We start from the raw sequence: 19,714 nt of genomic DNA on the forward strand, positions 1-19,714 counted from the left end.
CTTCCTGACCCATGGTCGAGCGCATTCCCAGTCCCGGCGTCAGCGCCCCGCTGCCGGTCCGGCCGGGGGCGCCGCTCGAACGCAGCGCCGACCCGCGCCTCGAAGCCTTCCAGCGCACGCTGGCGGCCATGATCGGCAACAAGGTGCCGGTATCGGTGCTGGCGCGCATGCACGACGGCAGCTTCATGGTGCGCGTGGCGGAGACGCCGGTCCGCATGATGCTGCCGCCCGGCACGGCGCCAGGTAGCCAGCTCACGATGACCGTCCTCGCCGCCTCGCCGCAGCTGACCTTCGGCCTGGGCGATGCCACCCTGCAAGGCAAGCTGGTGCCGCTGACGGCGAACGCCGCCTCGTTCGCGGCCAGCGTCGCCGCCGCCACCGCTCCCCTGCTCCAGCCGGGCAGCCAGCACGAGGCCGCCGACCTGAGCCCGGCCGCGCGCCTGCTGTCCCAGGTGCTGCAGGGCGGCGCGCCGGGGCCGGCCGCGCCGCTTGCGGGCACGGCGCCGCTGGCGCCGCAGGGCGCACCCGACCCGGCCCAACTGGCCGGCCAGCTGCAGCAGGCGATCGCAAAAAGCGGCCTGTTCTACGAATCGCACCTGGCCCAATGGGCCGAAGGCAAGCGGCCGCTGGCCGAGCTGATGGCCGAGCCGCAAGCGCACAAGCCGCCCGGCACGCCGCCGACCGAGCCCGCCACCGCCCAGCTCATCAACCAGCAACTGGCCACGCACGAAAGCGGGCAGCTCGCCTGGCAGGGTCAGCTGGGGCCGGGCCAGCCCTTCCAGTGGGACATCACGCGCGAGGATGGCGGCGAGGCGCGCCCCGAACAGGGCGAGGCGCCCGGCTGGGAAAGCCGGCTGCGCCTGCGTTTTGCCTTGCTGGGCGAGGTCGAGGCGCGCGTCAGCCTGCGCGGCAACCGCTTGCATGTGGACCTGCAGGCAGCGGACGGCGCCACGGGACTCTTGCGCGAGGGCGCGCCGCGCCTGCAGGCTGCCCTGGAAGCGGCCGGCGCCGAACTGGCGGCGCTGCGCATCCAGGAACGGCAGGCGCCATGAACCCGGTGGTCCCGAAGCGCCAGCACGCCGTCGCCCTCGCCTACGCCGCCGGCTCGCAGGCGCCGACGGTGGTCGCCAAGGGCCATGGGCTGGTGGCGGAACAGATCATCGAGCGCGCCCGCGAGGCCGGCGTCTTCGTCCACGAATCGAAGGAACTGGTGTCGCTGCTGATGGACATCGACCTCGACGGCCAGATTCCACCCGCCCTTTACCGCGCAATTGCGGAACTGTTGGCATGGCTATATCATATTGAGTCAGCGCAACAATCTGGCCAGCCCCTCCCGGCCGCTCCCGACAGCGCGCTCCTCCTCGACTCATCTGTACTTTTACCTGGAACAGCGGCGGAACAAGATGCAAGCAATGTATGACGCAGAACTGGAAAACTGGCACGACTACGAAGTCACTTCGCGCCGGGAAATCGTCGCGCTGCTGCGCCAGATCGAAGAAAAGAAACAACTGATCCGCATGAAGATCAAAGGCGAGGCCGACGTCTGCGTGACCTCGATCCTCGACGTCGATCCCGATTCCGGCGAATTCGTCCTCGACCGCTCGATCAACCGCGAGCAGAACGAGCGCATCGTAAACGCCCGCAGCGTCACCTGCGAAACCTACCTCGACAAGATCCGCATCCTGTTCAGCCTGGACGGCGTGCGCGACACCGATTTCGAAGGCTCGGCCGCCCTCGCCACCGACATTCCCGCCTCGCTGATCCGCCTGCAGCGCCGCGAGTTCTACCGCATGCCGACCCCGGTCACCAACCCGGTGCCGGCGCTGGTGCCGATGCCCTTCGAGCTGGGCGGCGGCAACGCCACCTTCCCGCTGGCCGACATCAGCTGCGGCGGCGTCGCCCTGCTCGACAACAAGATGATGCTGAACTCGACGATCGGGCAGACGTTCACGAATTGCCGCATCGACCTGCCGGAGATCGGCACGGTGACGACCTCGCTGCAAGTGCGCAACGCGCTCGACGTGACCATGTTGAACAACAAGACGAGCCGCCGCATCGGCTGCATGTTCGTCGATATTTCGCGCGGCAACATGGCGGCGGTGCAGCGCTATATCACCCGGCTTGAGCGCGAGCGGAATGCGAAGCTGGCCGGGCTGGGGTAATACCCCGCGCAAATAAAAACGGGCCGCCTTCCGAATGGAACGCAGCCCGTTTTCACGTCATGCTGGAAGACTTCACACCTGCATGTTCATGATCTCGTGGTAGGCCGACACCAACTTGTTGCGCACCTGCACCGTCGCCTGGAAGGAGATGCTCGACTTCTGCATCGCGATCATCGCGTCCGACAGGCTGACGCTTTCGTCGCCCATCGTGAAACGCTGGCTCAGTTCCTGGGAATGCTTCTGGGTGTCGCTGACCTGCTGCAGCGAGTTCTTCAGCGCGTCCGAGAAGCTGACCTTGGAGGCGCCTTCGTTGACGCCCGTCACGCCGCTCAGGCCGCCTGGCGCCAATGCGGGCGCAGCGGGCTTGGTGGCCGCGGCCTTGAGCTGGGCCATCATGGCTTCGATCCGGCTGCTGTCGATTCCGCCTACGTTCATGGGTTCTCCTGTTCTATCGCTTGCGTGCTCCCGGAAGCTGGATGGGAGCGATGTCAGGCTTGCAGGTTACCAGCGTCCATGCAAGCGCCTGCCCCGAGCAGGAGGGGAAACCGGCCCCTATTCTCCCCTTTAAATGTTGCCGTATGGCTCCATAATGCGGCCTGATCTCCTTTTTCCCTTGGACAACAACATGGCCGCGACCGCCGACGACCTGCTCGACACCCCTGCCCAGCCGCAACCGTTCCTGAAGACCCCCATGGGTCGAAACGTGCTCATCGGTGGTGGCGTGGCGGCCGTGCTGGCGGTCGTGGTCGCGCTGTGGATGTGGAACTCGGCGCCGGACTACCGCGTGCTGTACGCCAATTACAGCGACAAGGACGGCGGCGCGATCACCGCCTCGCTCGACCAGATGGGCGTGCCCTACAAATTTTCCGAAGGCGGCAGCGCGATCCTGGTGCCAGCCGAGCAGGTGCCCGACCTGCGCCTGAAACTGGCCGCGCAAGGCCTGCCGAAAGGCGGCAACGTCGGCTTCGAGCTGATGGAAAACCAGAAGCTGGGCGTCTCGCAATTCCTCGAACAGGTGAACTACCAGCGCTCGCTGGAAGGCGAACTGGCGCGTTCGATCCAGTCGCTCGGCTCGGTCGCCGGTGCGCGCGTGCACCTGGCGCTGCCCAAGCCCTCGGTGTTCGTGCGCGACCAGCAAAAGCCGACCGCCTCGGTGCTGCTCAACCTGCAGGCCGGCCGCGCGCTCGACCCGGGCCAGGTCAGCGCCATCGTCCACCTGGTGGCCTCGAGCATCCCGGAACTCACGACCGGCAACGTCACCGTGGTCGACCAGAACGGCAACCTGCTGTCCGAGCAGCCGAAAAACACGGGCCTCGGCAAGCAGCTCGACGCGACCCAGCTGAAGTATGTCGAGCAGGTCCAGCAGAACATCATCAAGCAGGTCGAGTCCCTGATCACGCCGATCGTCGGCAAGGGCAACATCCGCGCCGAAGCGACCGCAGACATCGATTTCGCCCAGGTCGACACTGCCGCCGAAATGTACAAGCCGAATTCTCCGCCGGAGCCGCAGGCGATCCGCAGCCAGCAGACCTCGGAGCAGCTCGGACCGACCACGGGCCCGGCCAACGGCATCCCGGGCGCGCTGTCGAACCAGCCCCCGGGCGTGGCCACCGCGCCCCTGGACGGCACCGCTCCCGCCGGCGCAGCCCAGACGACCACGGGCCCGAGCCGGAAGGACGCCACGACGAATTACGAAGTGGACAAGACCATCCGCTACGAGCAGCGCCCGATGGGCGGCATCAAGCGCCTGACCGTGGGCGTGGTGGTGAACTACCGCCGCTCGGTCGACCCGAATACGGGCAAGGTCACCGTGAAGCCGCTGGCGGCCGCCGAAGTCGCCCAGATCAACGAACTGGTGAAGCAGGCGATGGGCTACTCGCAGGCGCGCGGCGACACGCTCAACGTTGCGAACGCCCCGTTCGACGGCGTCGACCGCCCCGACGAGAACGCGCCCGACTGGTACAAGGACCCGGCCAACCTGCCGCTGGCGAAGGAAATCGGCAAGTACCTGCTGATCGCTGCGGTCATCGCCTTCCTCTGGTTCCGCATCCTGCGCCCGCTGCTGCGCCCTGTGGTGCGCAAGTTCGACGAGGCGACCGCGGAGCCGGAAGAGGAAAAGATGATTGAGGAAGACGACGAGGATGCCGTCGTCACGCTGGGCGCCGACGGGCAGCCGATCGAGCCGGAGGGCGAAGAAGCGCCGCGCGAGCGCAGCTACCGCGCCAACCTGGCGCTGGCAAAGGAAATGGCACAGAACGATCCGCGGATCGTGGCTAACGTAATCAAGGCATGGGTGGGTTCGGAATGAGCGACAAGGACAAAGACGGTATCACCAAGGCAGCCATCCTGATGCTGGCCCTGGGCGAGTCGGAAGCGGCGGAAGTGATGAAATTCCTCGGCCCGCGCGAGGTGCTGAAACTGGGCGCGGCGATGGCGGCCATGAAGTCGGTGCAGCACGAGCAGGTGGTCAACGTGCTGGAAGCCTTCCGCGACGAAGCCGACGCCCACTCGACCGTCGGCCTCGATTCGGACGAGTACATCCGCGAAGTGCTGACCAAGGCGCTGGGCGACGACAAGGCCGCCGTGCTGCTGAATCGCATCCTGGGCGGCAAGGACGCCTCGGGCATCGAAAGCCTGAAGTGGATGGACGCGCAATCGGTGTCGGAACTGATCCGCAACGAGCACCCGCAGATCATCGCCACCATCCTCGTGCACCTCGAGCGCGACCAGGCCTGCGAGATCCTCTCCCACTTCACGGACCGCCTGCGCAACGACGTCGTGCTGCGCATCGCGACGCTCGACGGCGTGCAGCCTGCCGCCTTGCGCGAGCTGAACGACGTGCTGACCAAGCTCCTGTCGGGCAACGAACATATCAAGAAGTCGTCGCTGGGCGGCGTGCGCACCGCGGCCGAGATCCTGAACTTCATGGCGGGCGAGCAGGAAAGCGCGGTCATGGAAAACATCAAGAACTACGACAACGACATGGCGCAGAAGATCATGGACGAGATGTTCGTGTTCGACAACATCATCGACATCGACGACCGCGGCATCCAGCTGCTGCTGCGCGAAGTGCAGTCCGACATGCTGATCATCGCCCTGAAAGGCGCCTCGCAGGACCTGCGCGAGAAGATCTTCAAGAACATGAGCCAGCGCGCCAGCGAGATGATGCGCGAAGACCTCGAATCGAAGGGGCCTGTGCGCCTGTCCGAAGTCGAGGCGCAGCAAAAGCAGATCCTGCAGATCGTGCGCCGCCTGGCCGACGAAGGCCAGATCGTCCTCGGCGGCAAGGGCGAAGATTCCTTCGTGTGATCGGTAGAGTCGGATAAACATGAGCAAAGACACGCAAGGCGTCTTCAAGCGCTGGGAAATGACCTCCTTCGGCGACGAGCGCCCAAGCTCGCTCGCGGCGCGCATCCAGGCCGAGGAACGTGCTGCTGCGGCTGCGCGCCCTGCGTCCCCTGCTGCTTCGATTCCGGCTGCGCCAGCTATCCAGTTGCCGACCGCCGCCGAGCTGGAAGCGATCCGCGAGGCCGCCCGCGCGGAAGGCCATGCCGAGGGTTACGCGGAAGGCCTGGCCGAGGGCCGCACCGCCGGCCACAGCGAAGCCTTCGCCGCCGGCCAGCAGGAAACCGCCGACGAAATGGCCGCCCTGCGCGCGATCGCCACCACCTTCGGCGATGCCGTGGCCGCGGCCGACGAGACCATCGCCTCCGACGTGCTCGACCTCGCCCTGCACCTGGCGCGTTCGATGGTGCGCACGGCCTTTGAGGTGCGTCCCGAGCTGATCATCCCGGTCGTGCGCGAAGCGATCGACTACCTGCCGGTGCTGCAGGCCCCGGCCGTGCTGGCGCTGAACCCGGACGACATCGAGATCGTGCGCGCCGCCCTCTCCGATGAACTCGACAAGGGCGGCTGGCGCGTGGTGGCCGATCCGCAGATCGGCCGCGGCGGCTGCAAGGTCGACACCGCCAGCAACCAGATCGACGCCCAGGCGGCGGCGCGCTGGGCACGGCTGACCCATGCGCTCGGCAAGAACGTGGAGTGGCTGGCCTGATGTCCACCCTCGACCGCCCCGCTGTCGATCGCCATACGGCGCGCTGGAAATCCTACCTGGCCGACTGCGATTCGCTGCTCGGTTTCGTGGAACCGATGCAGGTGTCGGGGCGCGTCACGCGCGTGGCCGGCCTGGTGATGGAATGCGTCGGCCTGCGCCTGGCGGTGGGTAGCGCCTGCACCATCCCGCTGCCGAATGGCGCGAAGATCGAAGCGGAGGTCGTCGGTTTCGAGGGCGAGCGCCTGTTCCTGATGCCGCAAAGCGATGTCGAAGGCGTGGTGCCCGGCTCGCGCGTGTTCCCGGTCGAGATGCCGGTGCCGCGCCCGGGCTCCGTGAGCCATCCGCGACGCCGCCCGAGCGACCGCGCGCGCCACCTCCCGGTCGGCATGGGACTGCTGGGCCGCGTGGTCGACGGCGCCGGCCGCCCGCTCGACGGCAAGGGCCCGCTCGACACCAGCGAAGTCGCGCCGATCAACGCCCGTCCCGTGAACCCGCTCGACCGCGCGCCGATCAAGGAAACGCTGGACGTCGGCGTGCGCGCGATCAACGCCATGCTCACCGTCGGCCGCGGCCAGCGCCTCGGCCTGTTCGCCGGCACCGGCGTCGGTAAATCGGTCCTGCTGGGCATGATCGCGCGCTACACGACGGCCGACGTGATCGTCGTCGGTTTGATCGGCGAACGCGGACGCGAAGTAAAAGAATTCATCGAACAGATCCTCGGCGAGGAAGGCATGGCGCGTTCCGCCGTGGTCGCGGCGCCGGCCGACAGCCCGCCGCTGATGCGCCTGCAGGGCGCGGCTTATGCCACCGCCATCGCCGAGCATTTCCGCGACCAGGGCAAGAACGTCCTGCTCATCATGGATTCGCTGACCCGCTACGCAATGGCCCAGCGCGAGATTGCGCTCGCGATCGGCGAACCTCCCGCCACCAAGGGCTATCCGCCTTCGGTGTTCGCCAAGCTGCCGGTGCTGGTCGAACGCGCCGGCAACGGACTCGAGGGCGGCGGCTCGATCACGGCCTTTTATACGGTGCTGTCCGAGGGCGACGACCAGCAGGACCCGATTGCCGATGCCGCGCGCGGTATCCTGGACGGCCACATCGTGCTGAACCGCCACCTGGCCGAAGCGGGCCACTATCCGGCGATCGACATCGAACAGTCGATCAGCCGCGCCATGCACGGCATCACCTCGCACCAGCACCAGCTGGCCGCGCGCAAACTGAAGCAGCTGTACTCGCGCTACCAGCGCTCGCGCGACCTGATCAGCGTCGGCGCCTACGCCTCCGGCAGCGATCCGGTGCTCGACCAGGCGATCGCCCTGAACGGGCAAATCGAGGAATTCCTGTGCCAGGAGATCCACGACAACACGAATATGGGCCAGAGCTTGGGGCAATTGACCTCTCTATTCAGCTGATCGGGCGGGCGGCGCGGTCGCTATACTTGGATTTTACTAAGTAATTCCTTATGGCAAATACTTCCGCCCTGGAAACATTGATCGACCTGGCCCAGCGCGATTCCGACGCTGCCGCCAAGCGCCTGGGCGCGGCCCTGAAGGGAGTCGAAGAGGCGGAACAGAAACTGCAGATGCTGCTGGGCTACCGCGACGACTACGCCGCCCGCCTCGACCAGGCGCAGATGGCGGGCATTACGCCCTTTGCCTATGCGAATTTCGTGGCCTTCGTGGGCAAGCTCGACAATGCGATCAATGGCCAGCAGGAAGTACTGAAACACGCCAAATACAAGAGCGAGCTGGAAAAGAAGACCTGGCAGGAAAGCGAGCGCAAGCGCCTCTCCTACCGCACCCTGACCGAACGGGCGGCGGCCGAGGCGCTCCGCATCGAAAACAAGCGCGACCAGAAAATGATGGACGACCACGCGGCGCGCACCGTGCGTCGCAGTTAAGAAAATCACCGCTGAACGACAGACGACCATGCAAACGACTTCCCTTCCGATCCAGGTCTCCCCGGGCACGCCGACGCAGAACCTGCGCGCCAACGTGTCCGCCCCGAACGACGGCGTGAATTTCGGCGCCACGCTGCAGCAGCAGATCGACCAGCGCCAGGTCGAGCAGCGCCAGCAGGAACAGCGCCAGGCGCTGGCCCAGCCGCAGCCGGCGATGGCGCAGCCCCAGCCCGCGGCGGCGCCAAAGCCGCAGCCCCCTGCCAAACCAGCTGCCAACGAGGCGAAGGCGCCGGCACGCGAGACCGCCAGGGAGCCCGCGAAGGAAAACGCACGCGCCGCCGAGGGCAGCGACAAGGCCGAGGCTGCGAAAGCGCCGGCCGAGGAAAAGACCGCCGCTACCGAAGGCAAGACCGGCGACGAGGCCGCCGCCACGCCGGGCGCCAAGGTCGCCGATTCCGTGGTCGACATGCTGGCCATGGTGGCCAGCTTCAACCAGATGCAGCAGGCTGCAGCGACCGTCGCGCCGGTCGTCGAAACTGCGGCGGCGCAGACCGGCCTGCTGGCCGATGCGCTCAAGGGCAAACTGGTCGATGGCGCCGAGCCGGTCGTGAAACTCGAAGGCGAAGTCCTGGCCGTGACCGAGCAGCCGCAAGGCAAGGCCGAGCCGGGCATAGCCTTGCGCGCCCTCGACATGGGCAAGGCTGATCAATCGGCCAAGCTGCCCGCCGACACGGGCGACTTCGCTGCCACCTTGCGCGACACCAATGCGCAAGCGGCATTGAAAGAGCCGGCCCCGGCCGTCCAGGCCCTGAGCAGCCTGGCAACCCAGGCTACCGCCCTGCAGACCGCCCAGGCAGCGGGCAGCGTTCCGACCGACCGCCTGAGCGCACGCGTCGGCACCCCGGCCTGGGACAACCAGGTCGGCCAGAAAGTGATCTGGATGGTGGGCGGCGAAGACCAGAGCGCCACGCTCGAACTGAACCCGCCCGACCTCGGTCCGGTGCAGGTGGTGCTGAACGTATCGAACGACCTGGCCAGCGTGACCTTCTCCGCCCAGCAGCTCGAAGTCCGCCAGGCCCTGGAAAACGCCCTGCCGCGCCTGCGCGAGATGATGGGTGAAAGCGGCATCGCGCTCGGCAACGCGACGGTGAACGCCGGCGCCGAGGGGCGCCAGGGGCAGGATGGGAACGGTTCCGGCCGTCCGGGCAGTGGGCATGGCGGCAATGGCCAGGGTGGCGACAGCGCCGTGGCCGAGGTGACGCCGCGCCAGCGCACGAACATCCTCGGTGGAGCCGGGGCGGTCGACACCTTCGCCTGACAACGCACATTATTCCGTTTTACGGCCGCGCTGATGCGGCCGTTTTTTGTAGGGTGGACGGCTCTGCCGTCCACGCGTTCAACCTAGGCAAGATTAGCCGAGCAGGCATTTCACAGGTGGTTTGGACGCGTGGACGGGGAACCCGTCCACCCTACGGAAATGGTGCGGCATTTCCACAAACCCCAAGCTAATGTGCCTTCCCCCCTCTTTTCAAAGCTTGCCTCGGTGCACTTTTTCCCCATAATGGCATCATTACGCAAACCCTAGCAGCAGAGGCATCTTGAAAGCGAATCCGAAAATGAAGGCTGACCCGAAGGCAGACGCGGCGGCACCGGCAGCAGGCTCGAAGAAGAAGCTGGTGATCATGCTGGTCGCCGCCGTGCTCGTGCTCGGCGGCGGCGCCGGCGGCTGGCTGTTCATGCAGGGCGGCGCCGACGGCGAGGCGCATGCCGAAGAAGCGGCGCCGAAGAAAAAGAAGAAGAAAGAAGCCGGCGTGAAAGCCGAGTACGTGCCGGTCGATTCCTTCACCGTCAACCTCCAGCCCGAAGCCGGCGACCAATACCTGCAAGTCCAGTTTACACTGCAGGTCGGCGGCCCGGAACAGGTCACCCTGGTCAAGGACAACATGGCCAAGGTGCGCAGCCGCGTCTTGCTGCTGCTGTCGGGCAAGAAAGCATCGGAAATCAATACCGTCGCGGGCAAGCAGCAGCTCGCGGCCGAGATCAAGGCCGTCGTCCAGCAGCCCTTCGACGAGGGCGGCGATGAACAAGACGTCTCGGACGTCCTCTTTACCTCGTTTATCATCCAGTAAAGAAACATCATGGCCGATAATTTCCTCTCACAGGAAGAAGTCGATGCCCTCCTCCGCGGGGTCAACGGCGACCAGGACGAGTCGATCGCGCCTGAAGACACCTCGGGAGTGCGCACCTACAACCTGGCGACCCAGGAGCGGATCGTGCGCGGCCGCATGCCGACGCTCGAGATCATCAACGAGCGCTTCGCGCGCTTGCTGCGCATCGGCCTGTTCAACTTCCTGCGCCGCAGCGCCGAGGTCTCGGTCGGTTCGGTGCGGGTCTCCAAGTACAGCGAATTCATCCGCAACCTGGTGGTCCCGACCAACCTCAACCTGATCCACATGAAGCCCCTGCGCGGCACCGCGCTGATGGTGTTCGACCCGGGCCTGGTGTTCCTGCTGGTGGACAACCTGTTCGGCGGCGACGGCCGCTTCCACACCCGCGTCGAGGGCCGCGACTTCACCCAGACCGAGCAGCGCATCATCATGCGCATCCTCGACGTCGTGTTCGAGGCCTATACCAAGTCGTGGGAGCCGGTCTACCCGATCGAGTTCGAGTACGTGCGCTCGGAGATGAACACCCAGTTCGCCAACATCGCGACGCCCAACGAAGTCGTGGTATCGTCCACCTTCACGATCGAGCTCGGCCCGGTGTCGGGCCAGATCCACTTCTGCATGCCGTATTCGATGATCGAGCCGATCCGCGACGCGCTGACCTCGAGCATCCAGGGCGAGGCCCTGGAAGTGGACAAACGCTGGATCCGCCTGATGACGCAGCAGATCCAGGTGGCCGAAGTCGAGCTGGTGGCCGAACTCGGCCACGGCCGCGCGAACTTCGACGAAATCCTCAACATGAAAGTGGGCGACGTGATTCCGATTACCGTCCCCGAAGCCATCCAGGCCACCGTCGACGGTGTGCCCGTCATGGAATGCTCTTACGGCGTCTTCAACGGCCAGTACGCGCTGAAGGTCGAAAAACTGCTGGCCAACAGCGACAGCTTCAAGTAATTCAGGAGAAACACCATGTCTGATAACCAGGACGACCAGATCCTCGACGACGATTGGGGCGCCGCGATCGCCGAGCAAGCCGCCGCCGAAGCCGCCGCGCTGCAGAAGCAGCAGCAGGCCAGCGCCGCCGTGTTCCAGGACTTCGGCACCAAGAACGTGCGTCCGGACACCCCGAACGACATCGACTTCATCCTCGACATCCCGGTCCAGCTGACCGTGGAACTGGGCCGCACCAAGATCGCGATCAAGAACCTGCTGCAGCTGGCCCAGGGCTCGGTCGTGGAACTCGACGGCCTGGCCGGCGAGCCGATGGACGTGCTCGTGAACGGCTGCCTGATCGCCCAGGGCGAGGTCGTGGTCGTGAACGACAAGTTCGGTATCCGTCTCACTGATATCATCACGCCTTCGGAACGGATCAGAAAACTGAATAAATGATGTCGCCCTTCGCCCTCGCCTGCGCCTTTGCCAGCCCTCCCGCCCGCACCACCGGGAAGCTCGCCTGCAGGGCGAAGACACTGCTCGTCCTCTCTCTCCTGATGCCGCTGGCGGCCTGCGCGGCCCAGCCGGCGGTGCAGGAAGTCCCCGCAGCGGCGCCCGTGGCCCAGCCGGCCGCGCCGGCGCCGCGCCAGCAGGCGGCCGTTGCACAGGAGAGCGCGACCCCGGCCCCGGCTGCCCCGTCGACGCGGCCTGCCCCTGCGCCATCGCGCCCGGCTGCAAGCAGCACCGGTACACCTGCCGGCATCCCCGCCGCCGAACGCGCGACCACCGTCGGCGAAGTCCCCACGAGCACAACGACGCCGAACCCGGCGCCCGACGTCGCAAGCATGCCGGCGGCGCCCGCCGCCGTCCCCGGCACGCCGGCCAACCCGGCGCCGATCCAGGTCGGGCAGGCGGCCGCCGCGCCGTCCGCCGGCACCCTGGTGCAAACCATCCTGGCCCTGATGCTGGTGCTGGGCCTGCTCGTTGCGCTGGCCTGGGCCATGAAACGCTACGGTCCGCGCGTTGCGGGCAACCAGGCCAACCTGCGCATGGTCGGCGCGCTCAACATCGGCGGGCGCGAACGCATCATGGTGGTGGAAGTGGGCGACCAGTGGATCGTGGTCGGCGCCTCCCCCGGCCGCGTGAACGCGCTGGCGACCATGCCCAGGGGGGAAGCGCAAGCCTCGGCCACCCTCGCACCCCATGCGCCATCGGCGGCGACCTTCGCCGACTGGCTGAAACAGACGATCGACAAGCGCAACGCGAAATAAGCGGCGCGATAAGGTAACCAAGGTAATGCGAACCAAGACCAAACTCCTGCTGGGAGCGGCCCTGCTGCTCCCGCTTTTCGTACCGCTCCTTGCGCTGGCCCAGCCCGGCATCCCCGCCCTGACCACCAGCGCCGCGCCCGGCGGCGGCACCCAGTATTCGCTGCCGGTGCAGACGCTGCTGCTGATGACGGCGTTTTCCTTCCTGCCGGCCGCGCTGCTGATGATGACCAGTTTTACCCGCATCATCATCGTGCTGTCCCTGCTGCGCCAGGCGATCGGCACCCAGACCGCGCCGCCGAACCAGGTGATGGTGGGCCTGGCCCTGTTCCTGACCCTGTTCGTGATGGGCCCGACCTTCGACAAGATCTATACCGACGCCTACGTGCCGCTCCAGGAAAACCGCATCCAGATGACGGAAGCGATGCAGCGCGGCGCCCAGCCGCTGAAGGAGTTCATGGTCAAGCAGACACGCCAGGCGGATCTGGCCATGTTCGCCAAGATCTCGCGCACGCCCGCCCTGCAGGGCCCGGAAGACATCCCGCTGCGCGTCCTGATCCCGGCCTTCGTCACGAGCGAACTCAAAACCGCGTTCCAGATCGGCTTCGCGATCTTCATCCCCTTCCTGATCATCGACATGGTGGTCGCCTCGGTGCTGATGGCGATGGGTATGATGATGATGTCGCCGGCCGTGATCTCGCTGCCGTTCAAGATGATGCTGTTCGTGCTGGTCGACGGCTGGCAACTGCTGCTGGGCTCGCTGTCCCAGAGCTTCAATTAGGGACAATCCGATGACTCCGGAAACCGTCATGACGATGGGCCGCACGGCCATGGAAATCACGCTCATGGTGTCGGCGCCGCTGCTGCTGATCGCCCTGATCATCGGCCTGGTCGTCAGCATCTTCCAGGCCGCGACCCAGATCAACGAAGCGACCCTCTCCTTTATCCCGAAACTGATCGGCGTCTTCCTGGCCCTGGCGATTGCCGGGCCGTGGATGCTGTCGGTCATGCTCGACTACATGCGCCAGGTCTTCACGGGAATTCCCGGCATGGTCGGCTGATGGTCGGCTAAGACGCGCTCGCAAGCGGTGCTGACCCTCACCTCCGTCGAGATCAACGCCTGGATCGCCGGGCTGCTGTGGCCGCTCACGCGCATCCTCGGCATGATCGCGGCCGCCCCGCTGTTCGGCCACGCCAGCGTGCCGACCCGGGCCAAGGTCATCCTCGGCGTGCTGGTGGCGATGATCGTCGCGCCGAATCTGCCGCCGATGCCGGCCGTCGAGCCGACCTCGTACGCGGGCCTGCTGATCCTGGTGCAGGAACTGCTGGTCGGCCTGGCGATGGGCTTTTCGATGCGCCTGGTGTTCGCCGCCATCGAATATGCCGGCGAATTGGCCAGCTCGACGATGGGCTTTTCCTTCGCCTCCTTTTTCGACCCGGCCACGCAGGGCCGCTCGGCCGCGATCAGCCAGTTCATGTCGATGGTGGCGACCATGGCCTTCCTGGCCGTGAACGCCCATTTGGTGCTGCTGGCCTCGCTCACCGAAAGCTTCACCACCCTGCCGATCTCGAGCACGCCACTGTCGCTCGCCGCGCCGCTGGAACTGGCGCGCCTGGGCGGGCGCATCTTTTCGGCCGGCCTGCAGATCGCGCTGCCCATCCTCGCCGCCCTGCTGATCGTGAACGTCGCGCTCGGCATCCTGACGCGCGCCGCGCCCCAGCTGAACATCTTCGGCATCGGCTTCCCGATCACGCTCGGCGTCGGCATGCTGACCATCAGCGTCGCCCTGCCCTACCTGAACATTCCCTTCCAGAACCTCTTCAACGAAGGCATCGAAGCCGGGCGCCGCATCCCGCGCGCGGCAAGCGAGCGCGTGCCGGCGGCGCTGGCGCCTGCTCCTGCTCCGCCGCCTGTTTCTCCGCAACAGTAAGCAACAGTAAGCGCCAGCGGCCTCGGCCGGCAGTGTTCCAGATCTGCAAGCGAAAGTCCTCGCTCATGTCCGCTTACGGGACTATGATGCATCATGCATGCCGGAATTTGGCCGGCATGCGATGCAGGAGAACGCATTGAATCTGCTGCCCTTGCCCCTCGCAGTCTTCGTGGTCGATGCCAGCGGCGCTATTGCAAGCTGGAACAAGGCATGCGAAAAGCTCGCCGGCTACACGGCGGCGGAGATCCGCTGCCAGTCGCTCGAGCACCTGATCGAATTCGACGACATCAGGGATCCGCCGCTGACCATTGCTGCGCGCGCCGAGCTCGACTCGAGCGGCTGCCTGCGCTGCGCCGACGGGCGCCGCTTGCCGGTGCGGGTGACGATCGCGCCGCAGTCGCTCGACCCCGACCAGCCCGGCACCTACAGCGTCATCGTCATTCCCCGCGCCGGCCTGGCGCCCCCGCGCTACGCGCTGATCCAGGACCTGCCGACGGCCGACCTCATCGAGGGCCTGCCCTGCGTGTTCTACGTCATCGACCAGAGCGGCCACCTGCTGCTGTGGAACCACCAGCTCGAGGAAGCGCTGGAGATGACGAGCGAAGAGCTGCCGACGACCAACGTCCAGTTTTTCTTCGACGAAAAGGTCCGTCCGGAGATCGTGCAAAAGATCCTCGATGCCTTCGACAAGGGCAGCTCCTCGCATGAAGCGGAACTGATCGGCAAGCTGGGCAAGCGCACCACCCTGCTGTTCCACTGCGCGCGCACCAACCTGGGCGACCTGCCCTGCATCTTCGGCACCGGGCTCGACATCACGGCGCGCAAGCAGACCGAGCAGGGCCTGCGGATACGCGAGCGCGCCATCTATTCGAGCGTCAACGCGATCATCATCACCTGCTGCGAGGACGGCAAGAACCCGATCGAATACGTCAACCCGGCCTTCGAGCAGATGACCGGCTACACGCTGGCCGAAATCAAGGGCCGCGATCCGCGCTTCATGCGCGTCGAAGGCTGCGACATGGCCGAGCACCAGCGCATCAACGCGGCATTGAAGAACAAGGAAAGCGTGCACGTGGTGCTGCGCAACGCGCGCAAGAACGGCGAGATATTCTGGAACGACCTGCGCATCGACCCGGTGATCAACGCCGACGGCGAGGTCACCCATTTCGTCGGCGTCAGCAGCGACATCACCGAAGCGCGCCACTACGAGCGGCGCCTGCACCACCTGGCCCACCACGACCCGCTGACCGGCCTGGCCAACCGCACCCTGCTCCAGGACGAACTGCGCTACGCCATCGACTTTGCCGTGCGCAACGACGTGCTGGGGGCGCTCGCCTTCCTCGATCTCGACAATTTCAAGCACATCAACGACAACTTCGGCCACGACGCCGGCGACGTCGTACTGCGCGAGATCGCCAACCGCCTGCGCGCGAGCGTGCGCGAGAACGACACGGTGGCGCGCGTCGGCGGCGACGAATTCGTGTTGGTGATCAATAACCAGGCCGGCAACGAGCAGCTGGCCGACCTGATCGAGCGCATCCGCGTGCGCGTGGGTGCGCCGATCCAGGTGGCCGGGCGCGAGATCCTGGCCAGCACCAGCATCGGCGTGAGCCGCTTTCCCGAAGACGGCGACACCGTCGACCGCGTGATGCGCGCCGCCGACGCGGCCATGTACCACGCCAAGTCCCTGGGCAAGAACAATTGCCAGTTCTACTCGAGCGAACTGAACCAGATCGTGCACCAGCACCTGATGCTCGAGGCCAGCCTGAGCCGCGCGATACGGAACCACGAAATGGTGGTCGGCTACCAGCCCAAGGTGGACCTGCGCAGCGGCAAGGTGGTCGGCGCCGAAGCCCTGGTGCGCTGGAACCATCCCGAAAACGGCGTGGTCTCGCCGGACGAGTTCATCCCGGTCGCCGAGGAAACCGGCCTCATCGTGCCGCTCGGCGAATGGGTGATTCTCGAAGCCTGCCGCACGCTGAAGGCGCTCGAGGCGGCCGACATCCGCGACTTCGTCATCTCGGTCAACCTCTCGGCCCGGCAATTGCGCCAACGCCAGTTCGCCGGCCAGCTGGCGCGCACGCTGGCGCAGGCCGGCGTGAACCCGCGCAACCTCGAACTCGAGGTCACCGAAAGCCAGCTGATGGACCACCCGGACGAGGCGATGGAGGCGCTGGCCGAGCTCAAGAAGCTCGGCGTGCGCCTGTCGATCGACGACTTCGGCACCGGTTATTCGAGCCTCTCCTACCTGCAGAAATTCCCGGTCGACTTCATCAAGATCGACCGTTCCTTCCTCGGCGACGTCGTCCACGACGGGCATTCCGTCATCGCCCGCGCGATCATCGCGCTCGGCCACAACCTGCACATGAAAGTGATCGCCGAAGGCGTGGAAACGCGCGAGCAGATGGTGTTCCTGCGCGACCACGACTGCGACCAGATGCAGGGTTACTACTTCAGCCCCGCCCTCTCCCAGGCCTCGCTGCAGCACATGGTCTGCAGCGACGCCCGCTTGGCTTCCTAGGCCCTGCTTTCCCGATCGCCGGCCTAGCGGCGCCCACGCTTTATTGTGAGATTTTCATTGCCTTTATTGCAGTGAAATGTCACATGTCTGCAACTTTTCGGCCGCTTGGCTGCAGTTTGCCTTGTAACTATGTAAAACGGGCAGCCCGCATGCTACGATCATAGGTTAGTTCCACGTGGCAATGTTTATGCGAGGCAATCGTACAAGCGGGGGACACCACCACATCTGAAGACTCATCATGAATATTGGCTCCCGATTGATCAGCCGCTACATTGCTGCGATCCAGTGGTTCATTCCGCTGGAGGCCCAGCCGGACGCCGCGACCCTCACGCGCGCGCAGAACGTGATCAACGCCGTCGTCATGGCTGCCCTGTCGGGTCCCCTGTACGCCTTCACCTACCACGCGCTCGGGTTCACCGCGGCCGCCAAGGTCATCCTGACCTGCTGCGCCTTCATGTTCGTGTCGCCCTTCCTGCTGCGTTTCACCAAAAGCATCGTCGTGGCGCGCGAAGTCTTCCTGTGCGCGGTGTTCTTCAATTTCACCTGGCTGACCTATTCGCTGGGCGGCGTGTCGGCGCCGACGGCCGGCTGGCTGATCACGGCGCCGGTGGTCGCGATGTTCCTGGGCGGCGTCGCCACTGCCGTGTTCTGGCTGTGCATGAGCTGCGCGGCGGTGTCCGTCATCTATGCCCTGCCCCTGTTCGGCATGCCGCTGCCGCCGCATCCGGTCGAGGACATGACCCTCCTGTACCTGCTGTGCGACTTCGGCCTGTACATCGTCATCGTGGTGTTCGTGCTGCTGTTTGAGCTGACCAAGACGCAGGGCTTCATCAAGCTCCAGCAGGCGCTCGACTTCATCAACGAACTGGCGATCCGCGACGAGCTGACCGGCAGCCACAACCGCCGCCACCTGATCAAGCTGATCGAGGACGAGCGCGAGCACGCCAGCCACAGCAACACCACCTTCAGCCTGTGCCTGCTCGACATCGACTATTTCAAGCGCATCAACGACACCTACGGCCACTCGGCGGGCGACCTGGTGCTGCGCGAGTTCGCGCTGTGCGTCCAGAAGCGCATCCGCGACACCGACTCCTTCGGCCGCTACGGCGGCGAGGAATTCCTGCTGATGCTGCCCCGTACCACGCAGGAAGAAGCGCATGTGTTCGCCGAGCGGGTGCGCCTGCGCGTGCAGCAGCTGGGCTTCTCCAGCGTCTCGCCGGACCTGAACGTGACCGTCTCGATCGGCGTGGCCGAGTTCCGCCGCGGCGAATCGATCGGCCAGACCGTGGCGCGCGCCGACGAAGCCCTGTATCAGGCCAAGTCCAGCGGCCGCAACCGCGTGGTCAGCTACGGCCAGGCCCTGGAGCCGGCTCTGCTCGACGCCGACGGCGCGCCGGCCGAAGGAAGCGTGTCCCCCGACCTGTTCGACGCCACCCGCGTCGACGAACTCACCGGCCTGCTCAGCCGCCGCGTGCTGCGCGACCGCCTCGGCCACGCCATGGCGCGCGCCCTGCGCAACGAGCGCCTGGTCGGCGTGATGCTGCTGAACGTGAACAAGTTCAAGGAAGTCAACGAGGCGCTGGGCTACGAGGCGGGCGACGCCATCCTGGTCCAGACCGCCGACCACGTGCGCACCTGCCTGCGCGAATCGGACACCATCGTGCGCTGGAGCGGCGACGAATTCATCGTCATCCTGGAAGACCTGTGGAACGTGGCCGACACCCAGCAGGTAGCCGAAAAGATCCTCGACCGCTTCGCCCTGCCGCTCATCGTGGGCGAGCGCGAATGTTTCGTCAGCCTGTCGATCGGCATCGCCATCTTCCCGGCGCCGTCCTGCGACATGGACGCCCTGCTCAAGCGCGCCGACGTGGCCATGACGCGCGCCAAGAACTGGGGCGAGAACAACGTCCAGATCTATGCGACCGACGCCGCCCTGCCGCCGAGCGAGCGCCTGACCCTGAAGAACCACCTGCGCGAAGCGCTGGCGGAGAACCAGCTGCTGCTCGAATACCAGCCGCAGGTGGATCTCGCCACCGGCAAGATCGCCGGCGTCGAGGCGCTGATCCGCTGGGCCCACCCGCAATACGGCCGCATCGAACCGGGCCGTTTCATCTCGCTGGCCGAAGAGACCGGCCTGATCGTGCCGATCGGCGAATGGGTGCTGCGCACCGCCTGCGAGCAGAACGTGGCCTGGCGCGAAGCGGGCCTGCCGCCGATCAAGACGGCGGTGAATTTGTCGGTCCGCCAGCTCAAGCATCCGGGCCTGGTCGAACGTATCCTCGCGATCATCGACGAGACCGGAATCGACCCCCGTTGCCTGGATCTGGAAATTACTGAGGGGATATTGATCGATAACATGTCGCTGAACCAGGCAGGCTTGAGTATACTTCGCCGGGCCGGTGTACAGGTTTCGATTGACGATTTCGGAACCGGGTATTCGAGCCTGAGTTACCTGACAGAGCTTCCGGCCGACATCCTCAAAATGGATCGCAGTTTCGTCGTGCGCCTCGGCCAACCCGAACGCAACGAACGCGCCTACGCCCTGGCCGAATCGATCATCGACATGGCACACCGCCTGCAACTGACCGTCATCGCCGAAGCGGTCGAAACCGAAGCCCAGCTTGCCGACCTGCAGGCGATGGGTTGCGACGCCGCGCAGGGCTATTACTTCAACCGTCCGGTCGGTCCCGACCAGATTGCGGAACTGCTCGGGCAGCAAATGACCACGCCGCCGTGCGGCACGGCTTCTACCGTGGCCTGCCCGGTGTAAACGGAAGGGA

19 protein-coding genes are annotated in these 19,714 nt (G+C 65.9%); 18 read left to right on the forward strand and 1 reads right to left on the reverse strand.

Going from position 1 to position 19,714, the window contains the following annotated elements; translation table 11 throughout:
* Positions 1–11 precede the first annotated feature (11 nt).
* The 3 genes from fliK to ACWCIA_RS03135 are packed head-to-tail and all read left to right on the forward strand — an operon-like array spanning position 12 to position 2,162.
* Positions 12–1,052 carry a flagellar hook-length control protein FliK gene (fliK, locus tag ACWCIA_RS03125; RefSeq protein WP_454160885.1) on the forward strand — a complete coding sequence of 347 codons (1,041 nt, stop codon included), beginning with the start codon at positions 12–14 and terminating at the stop codon, positions 1,050–1,052.
* Complete coding sequence (locus tag ACWCIA_RS03130; protein ID WP_454160886.1) at positions 1,049–1,420, forward strand: EscU/YscU/HrcU family type III secretion system export apparatus switch protein; 372 nt, start codon at positions 1,049–1,051, stop codon at positions 1,418–1,420. The genes fliK and ACWCIA_RS03130 overlap by 4 nt, the downstream gene beginning before the upstream one ends.
* Positions 1,413–2,162, forward strand: coding sequence for a flagellar brake protein (locus tag ACWCIA_RS03135; RefSeq protein ID WP_454160888.1), 750 nt, complete (start codon positions 1,413–1,415; stop codon positions 2,160–2,162). The genes ACWCIA_RS03130 and ACWCIA_RS03135 overlap by 8 nt, the downstream gene beginning before the upstream one ends.
* A gap of 72 nt (positions 2,163–2,234) precedes the next feature.
* Here ACWCIA_RS03135 and fliE read toward each other — a convergent pair whose 3' ends face one another.
* Positions 2,235–2,597: a flagellar hook-basal body complex protein FliE gene (gene fliE / locus ACWCIA_RS03140; protein ID WP_454160890.1), complete on the reverse strand. Its 363-nt coding sequence runs from the start codon at positions 2,595–2,597 to the stop codon at positions 2,235–2,237.
* A 190-nt stretch (positions 2,598–2,787) separates the two neighbouring features.
* On the opposite strand from fliE, the gene fliF reads away from it, so the two are divergent.
* The 15 genes from fliF to ACWCIA_RS03215 all read left to right on the forward strand — a co-directional run bounded on the left by fliF (position 2,788) and on the right by ACWCIA_RS03215 (position 19,704).
* On the forward strand, positions 2,788–4,470 hold the full coding sequence (fliF, locus tag ACWCIA_RS03145; protein WP_454160892.1) for a flagellar basal-body MS-ring/collar protein FliF: 1,683 nt from the start codon (positions 2,788–2,790) through the stop codon (positions 4,468–4,470).
* Positions 4,467–5,471 carry a flagellar motor switch protein FliG gene (gene fliG, locus ACWCIA_RS03150; RefSeq protein ID WP_454160894.1) on the forward strand — a complete coding sequence of 335 codons (1,005 nt, stop codon included), beginning with the start codon at positions 4,467–4,469 and terminating at the stop codon, positions 5,469–5,471. The genes fliF and fliG overlap by 4 nt, the downstream gene beginning before the upstream one ends.
* Before the next feature lie 19 nt (positions 5,472–5,490).
* Entirely contained in the window at positions 5,491–6,216 is a 726-nt protein-coding gene (fliH, locus tag ACWCIA_RS03155) for a flagellar assembly protein FliH (RefSeq protein WP_454160896.1), read from the forward strand.
* Complete coding sequence (gene fliI, locus ACWCIA_RS03160) at positions 6,216–7,628, forward strand: flagellar protein export ATPase FliI (protein WP_454160898.1); 1,413 nt, start codon at positions 6,216–6,218, stop codon at positions 7,626–7,628. The genes fliH and fliI overlap by 1 nt, the downstream gene beginning before the upstream one ends.
* 50 nt (positions 7,629–7,678) lie before the next feature.
* Entirely contained in the window at positions 7,679–8,116 is a 438-nt protein-coding gene (gene fliJ / locus ACWCIA_RS03165; protein ID WP_454160900.1) for a flagellar export protein FliJ, read from the forward strand.
* Between the two features lie 28 nt (positions 8,117–8,144).
* Positions 8,145–9,434, forward strand: coding sequence for a flagellar hook-length control protein FliK (locus tag ACWCIA_RS03170; protein ID WP_454160902.1), 1,290 nt, complete (start codon positions 8,145–8,147; stop codon positions 9,432–9,434).
* Between the two features lie 298 nt (positions 9,435–9,732).
* On the forward strand, positions 9,733–10,245 hold the full coding sequence (fliL, locus tag ACWCIA_RS03175) for a flagellar basal body-associated protein FliL (protein WP_454161249.1): 513 nt from the start codon (positions 9,733–9,735) through the stop codon (positions 10,243–10,245).
* A gap of 9 nt (positions 10,246–10,254) precedes the next feature.
* Positions 10,255–11,235: a flagellar motor switch protein FliM gene (gene fliM, locus ACWCIA_RS03180; protein ID WP_454160904.1), complete on the forward strand. Its 981-nt coding sequence runs from the start codon at positions 10,255–10,257 to the stop codon at positions 11,233–11,235.
* A 15-nt stretch (positions 11,236–11,250) separates the two neighbouring features.
* Positions 11,251–11,670, forward strand: a complete 420-nt coding sequence (gene fliN, locus ACWCIA_RS03185) for a flagellar motor switch protein FliN (RefSeq protein WP_379741604.1) — start codon at positions 11,251–11,253, stop codon at positions 11,668–11,670.
* Positions 11,667–12,485, forward strand: coding sequence for a flagellar biosynthetic protein FliO (gene fliO, locus ACWCIA_RS03190; protein WP_454160906.1), 819 nt, complete (start codon positions 11,667–11,669; stop codon positions 12,483–12,485). The genes fliN and fliO overlap by 4 nt, the downstream gene beginning before the upstream one ends.
* 25 nt (positions 12,486–12,510) lie before the next feature.
* Positions 12,511–13,263, forward strand: coding sequence for a flagellar type III secretion system pore protein FliP (fliP, locus tag ACWCIA_RS03195; RefSeq protein WP_454160907.1), 753 nt, complete (start codon positions 12,511–12,513; stop codon positions 13,261–13,263).
* Positions 13,264–13,273: 10 nt separating this feature from the next.
* Complete coding sequence (fliQ, locus tag ACWCIA_RS03200; RefSeq protein ID WP_454160908.1) at positions 13,274–13,543, forward strand: flagellar biosynthesis protein FliQ; 270 nt, start codon at positions 13,274–13,276, stop codon at positions 13,541–13,543.
* Between the two features lie 27 nt (positions 13,544–13,570).
* Positions 13,571–14,413: a flagellar biosynthetic protein FliR gene (gene fliR, locus ACWCIA_RS03205; protein WP_454160910.1), complete on the forward strand. Its 843-nt coding sequence runs from the start codon at positions 13,571–13,573 to the stop codon at positions 14,411–14,413.
* Between the two features lie 121 nt (positions 14,414–14,534).
* Positions 14,535–16,934: a sensor domain-containing protein gene (locus ACWCIA_RS03210; RefSeq protein WP_454161251.1), complete on the forward strand. Its 2,400-nt coding sequence runs from the start codon at positions 14,535–14,537 to the stop codon at positions 16,932–16,934.
* 238 nt (positions 16,935–17,172) lie between these two features.
* Positions 17,173–19,704, forward strand: coding sequence for a diguanylate cyclase domain-containing protein (locus tag ACWCIA_RS03215; RefSeq protein ID WP_454160912.1), 2,532 nt, complete (start codon positions 17,173–17,175; stop codon positions 19,702–19,704).
* The last annotated feature ends 10 nt before the right edge of the window (positions 19,705–19,714 follow it).

The organism is Massilia sp. SYSU DXS3249 (assembly GCF_053668055.1).

What these genes read in the sequence shown, in the direction of transcription:
- fliK (WP_454160885.1), top strand. Translation starts at nt 12, where the DNA reads ATGGTCGAGCGCATTCCCAGTCCCGGCGTCAGCGCCCCGCTGCCGGTC.
- ACWCIA_RS03130 (WP_454160886.1), top strand. Translation starts at nt 1,049, where the DNA reads ATGAACCCGGTGGTCCCGAAGCGCCAGCACGCCGTCGCCCTCGCCTAC.
- ACWCIA_RS03135 (WP_454160888.1), top strand. Translation starts at nt 1,413, where the DNA reads ATGTATGACGCAGAACTGGAAAACTGGCACGACTACGAAGTCACTTCG.
- fliE (WP_454160890.1), bottom strand. Translation starts at nt 2,597, where the DNA reads ATGAACGTAGGCGGAATCGACAGCAGCCGGATCGAAGCCATGATGGCC.
- fliF (WP_454160892.1), top strand. Translation starts at nt 2,788, where the DNA reads ATGGCCGCGACCGCCGACGACCTGCTCGACACCCCTGCCCAGCCGCAA.
- fliG (WP_454160894.1), top strand. Translation starts at nt 4,467, where the DNA reads ATGAGCGACAAGGACAAAGACGGTATCACCAAGGCAGCCATCCTGATG.
- fliH (WP_454160896.1), top strand. Translation starts at nt 5,491, where the DNA reads ATGAGCAAAGACACGCAAGGCGTCTTCAAGCGCTGGGAAATGACCTCC.
- fliI (WP_454160898.1), top strand. Translation starts at nt 6,216, where the DNA reads ATGTCCACCCTCGACCGCCCCGCTGTCGATCGCCATACGGCGCGCTGG.
- fliJ (WP_454160900.1), top strand. Translation starts at nt 7,679, where the DNA reads ATGGCAAATACTTCCGCCCTGGAAACATTGATCGACCTGGCCCAGCGC.
- ACWCIA_RS03170 (WP_454160902.1), top strand. Translation starts at nt 8,145, where the DNA reads ATGCAAACGACTTCCCTTCCGATCCAGGTCTCCCCGGGCACGCCGACG.
- fliL (WP_454161249.1), top strand. Translation starts at nt 9,733, where the DNA reads ATGAAGGCTGACCCGAAGGCAGACGCGGCGGCACCGGCAGCAGGCTCG.
- fliM (WP_454160904.1), top strand. Translation starts at nt 10,255, where the DNA reads ATGGCCGATAATTTCCTCTCACAGGAAGAAGTCGATGCCCTCCTCCGC.
- fliN (WP_379741604.1), top strand. Translation starts at nt 11,251, where the DNA reads ATGTCTGATAACCAGGACGACCAGATCCTCGACGACGATTGGGGCGCC.
- fliO (WP_454160906.1), top strand. Translation starts at nt 11,667, where the DNA reads ATGATGTCGCCCTTCGCCCTCGCCTGCGCCTTTGCCAGCCCTCCCGCC.
- fliP (WP_454160907.1), top strand. Translation starts at nt 12,511, where the DNA reads ATGCGAACCAAGACCAAACTCCTGCTGGGAGCGGCCCTGCTGCTCCCG.
- fliQ (WP_454160908.1), top strand. Translation starts at nt 13,274, where the DNA reads ATGACTCCGGAAACCGTCATGACGATGGGCCGCACGGCCATGGAAATC.
- ACWCIA_RS03210 (WP_454161251.1), top strand. Translation starts at nt 14,535, where the DNA reads ATGCAGGAGAACGCATTGAATCTGCTGCCCTTGCCCCTCGCAGTCTTC.
- ACWCIA_RS03215 (WP_454160912.1), top strand. Translation starts at nt 17,173, where the DNA reads ATGAATATTGGCTCCCGATTGATCAGCCGCTACATTGCTGCGATCCAG.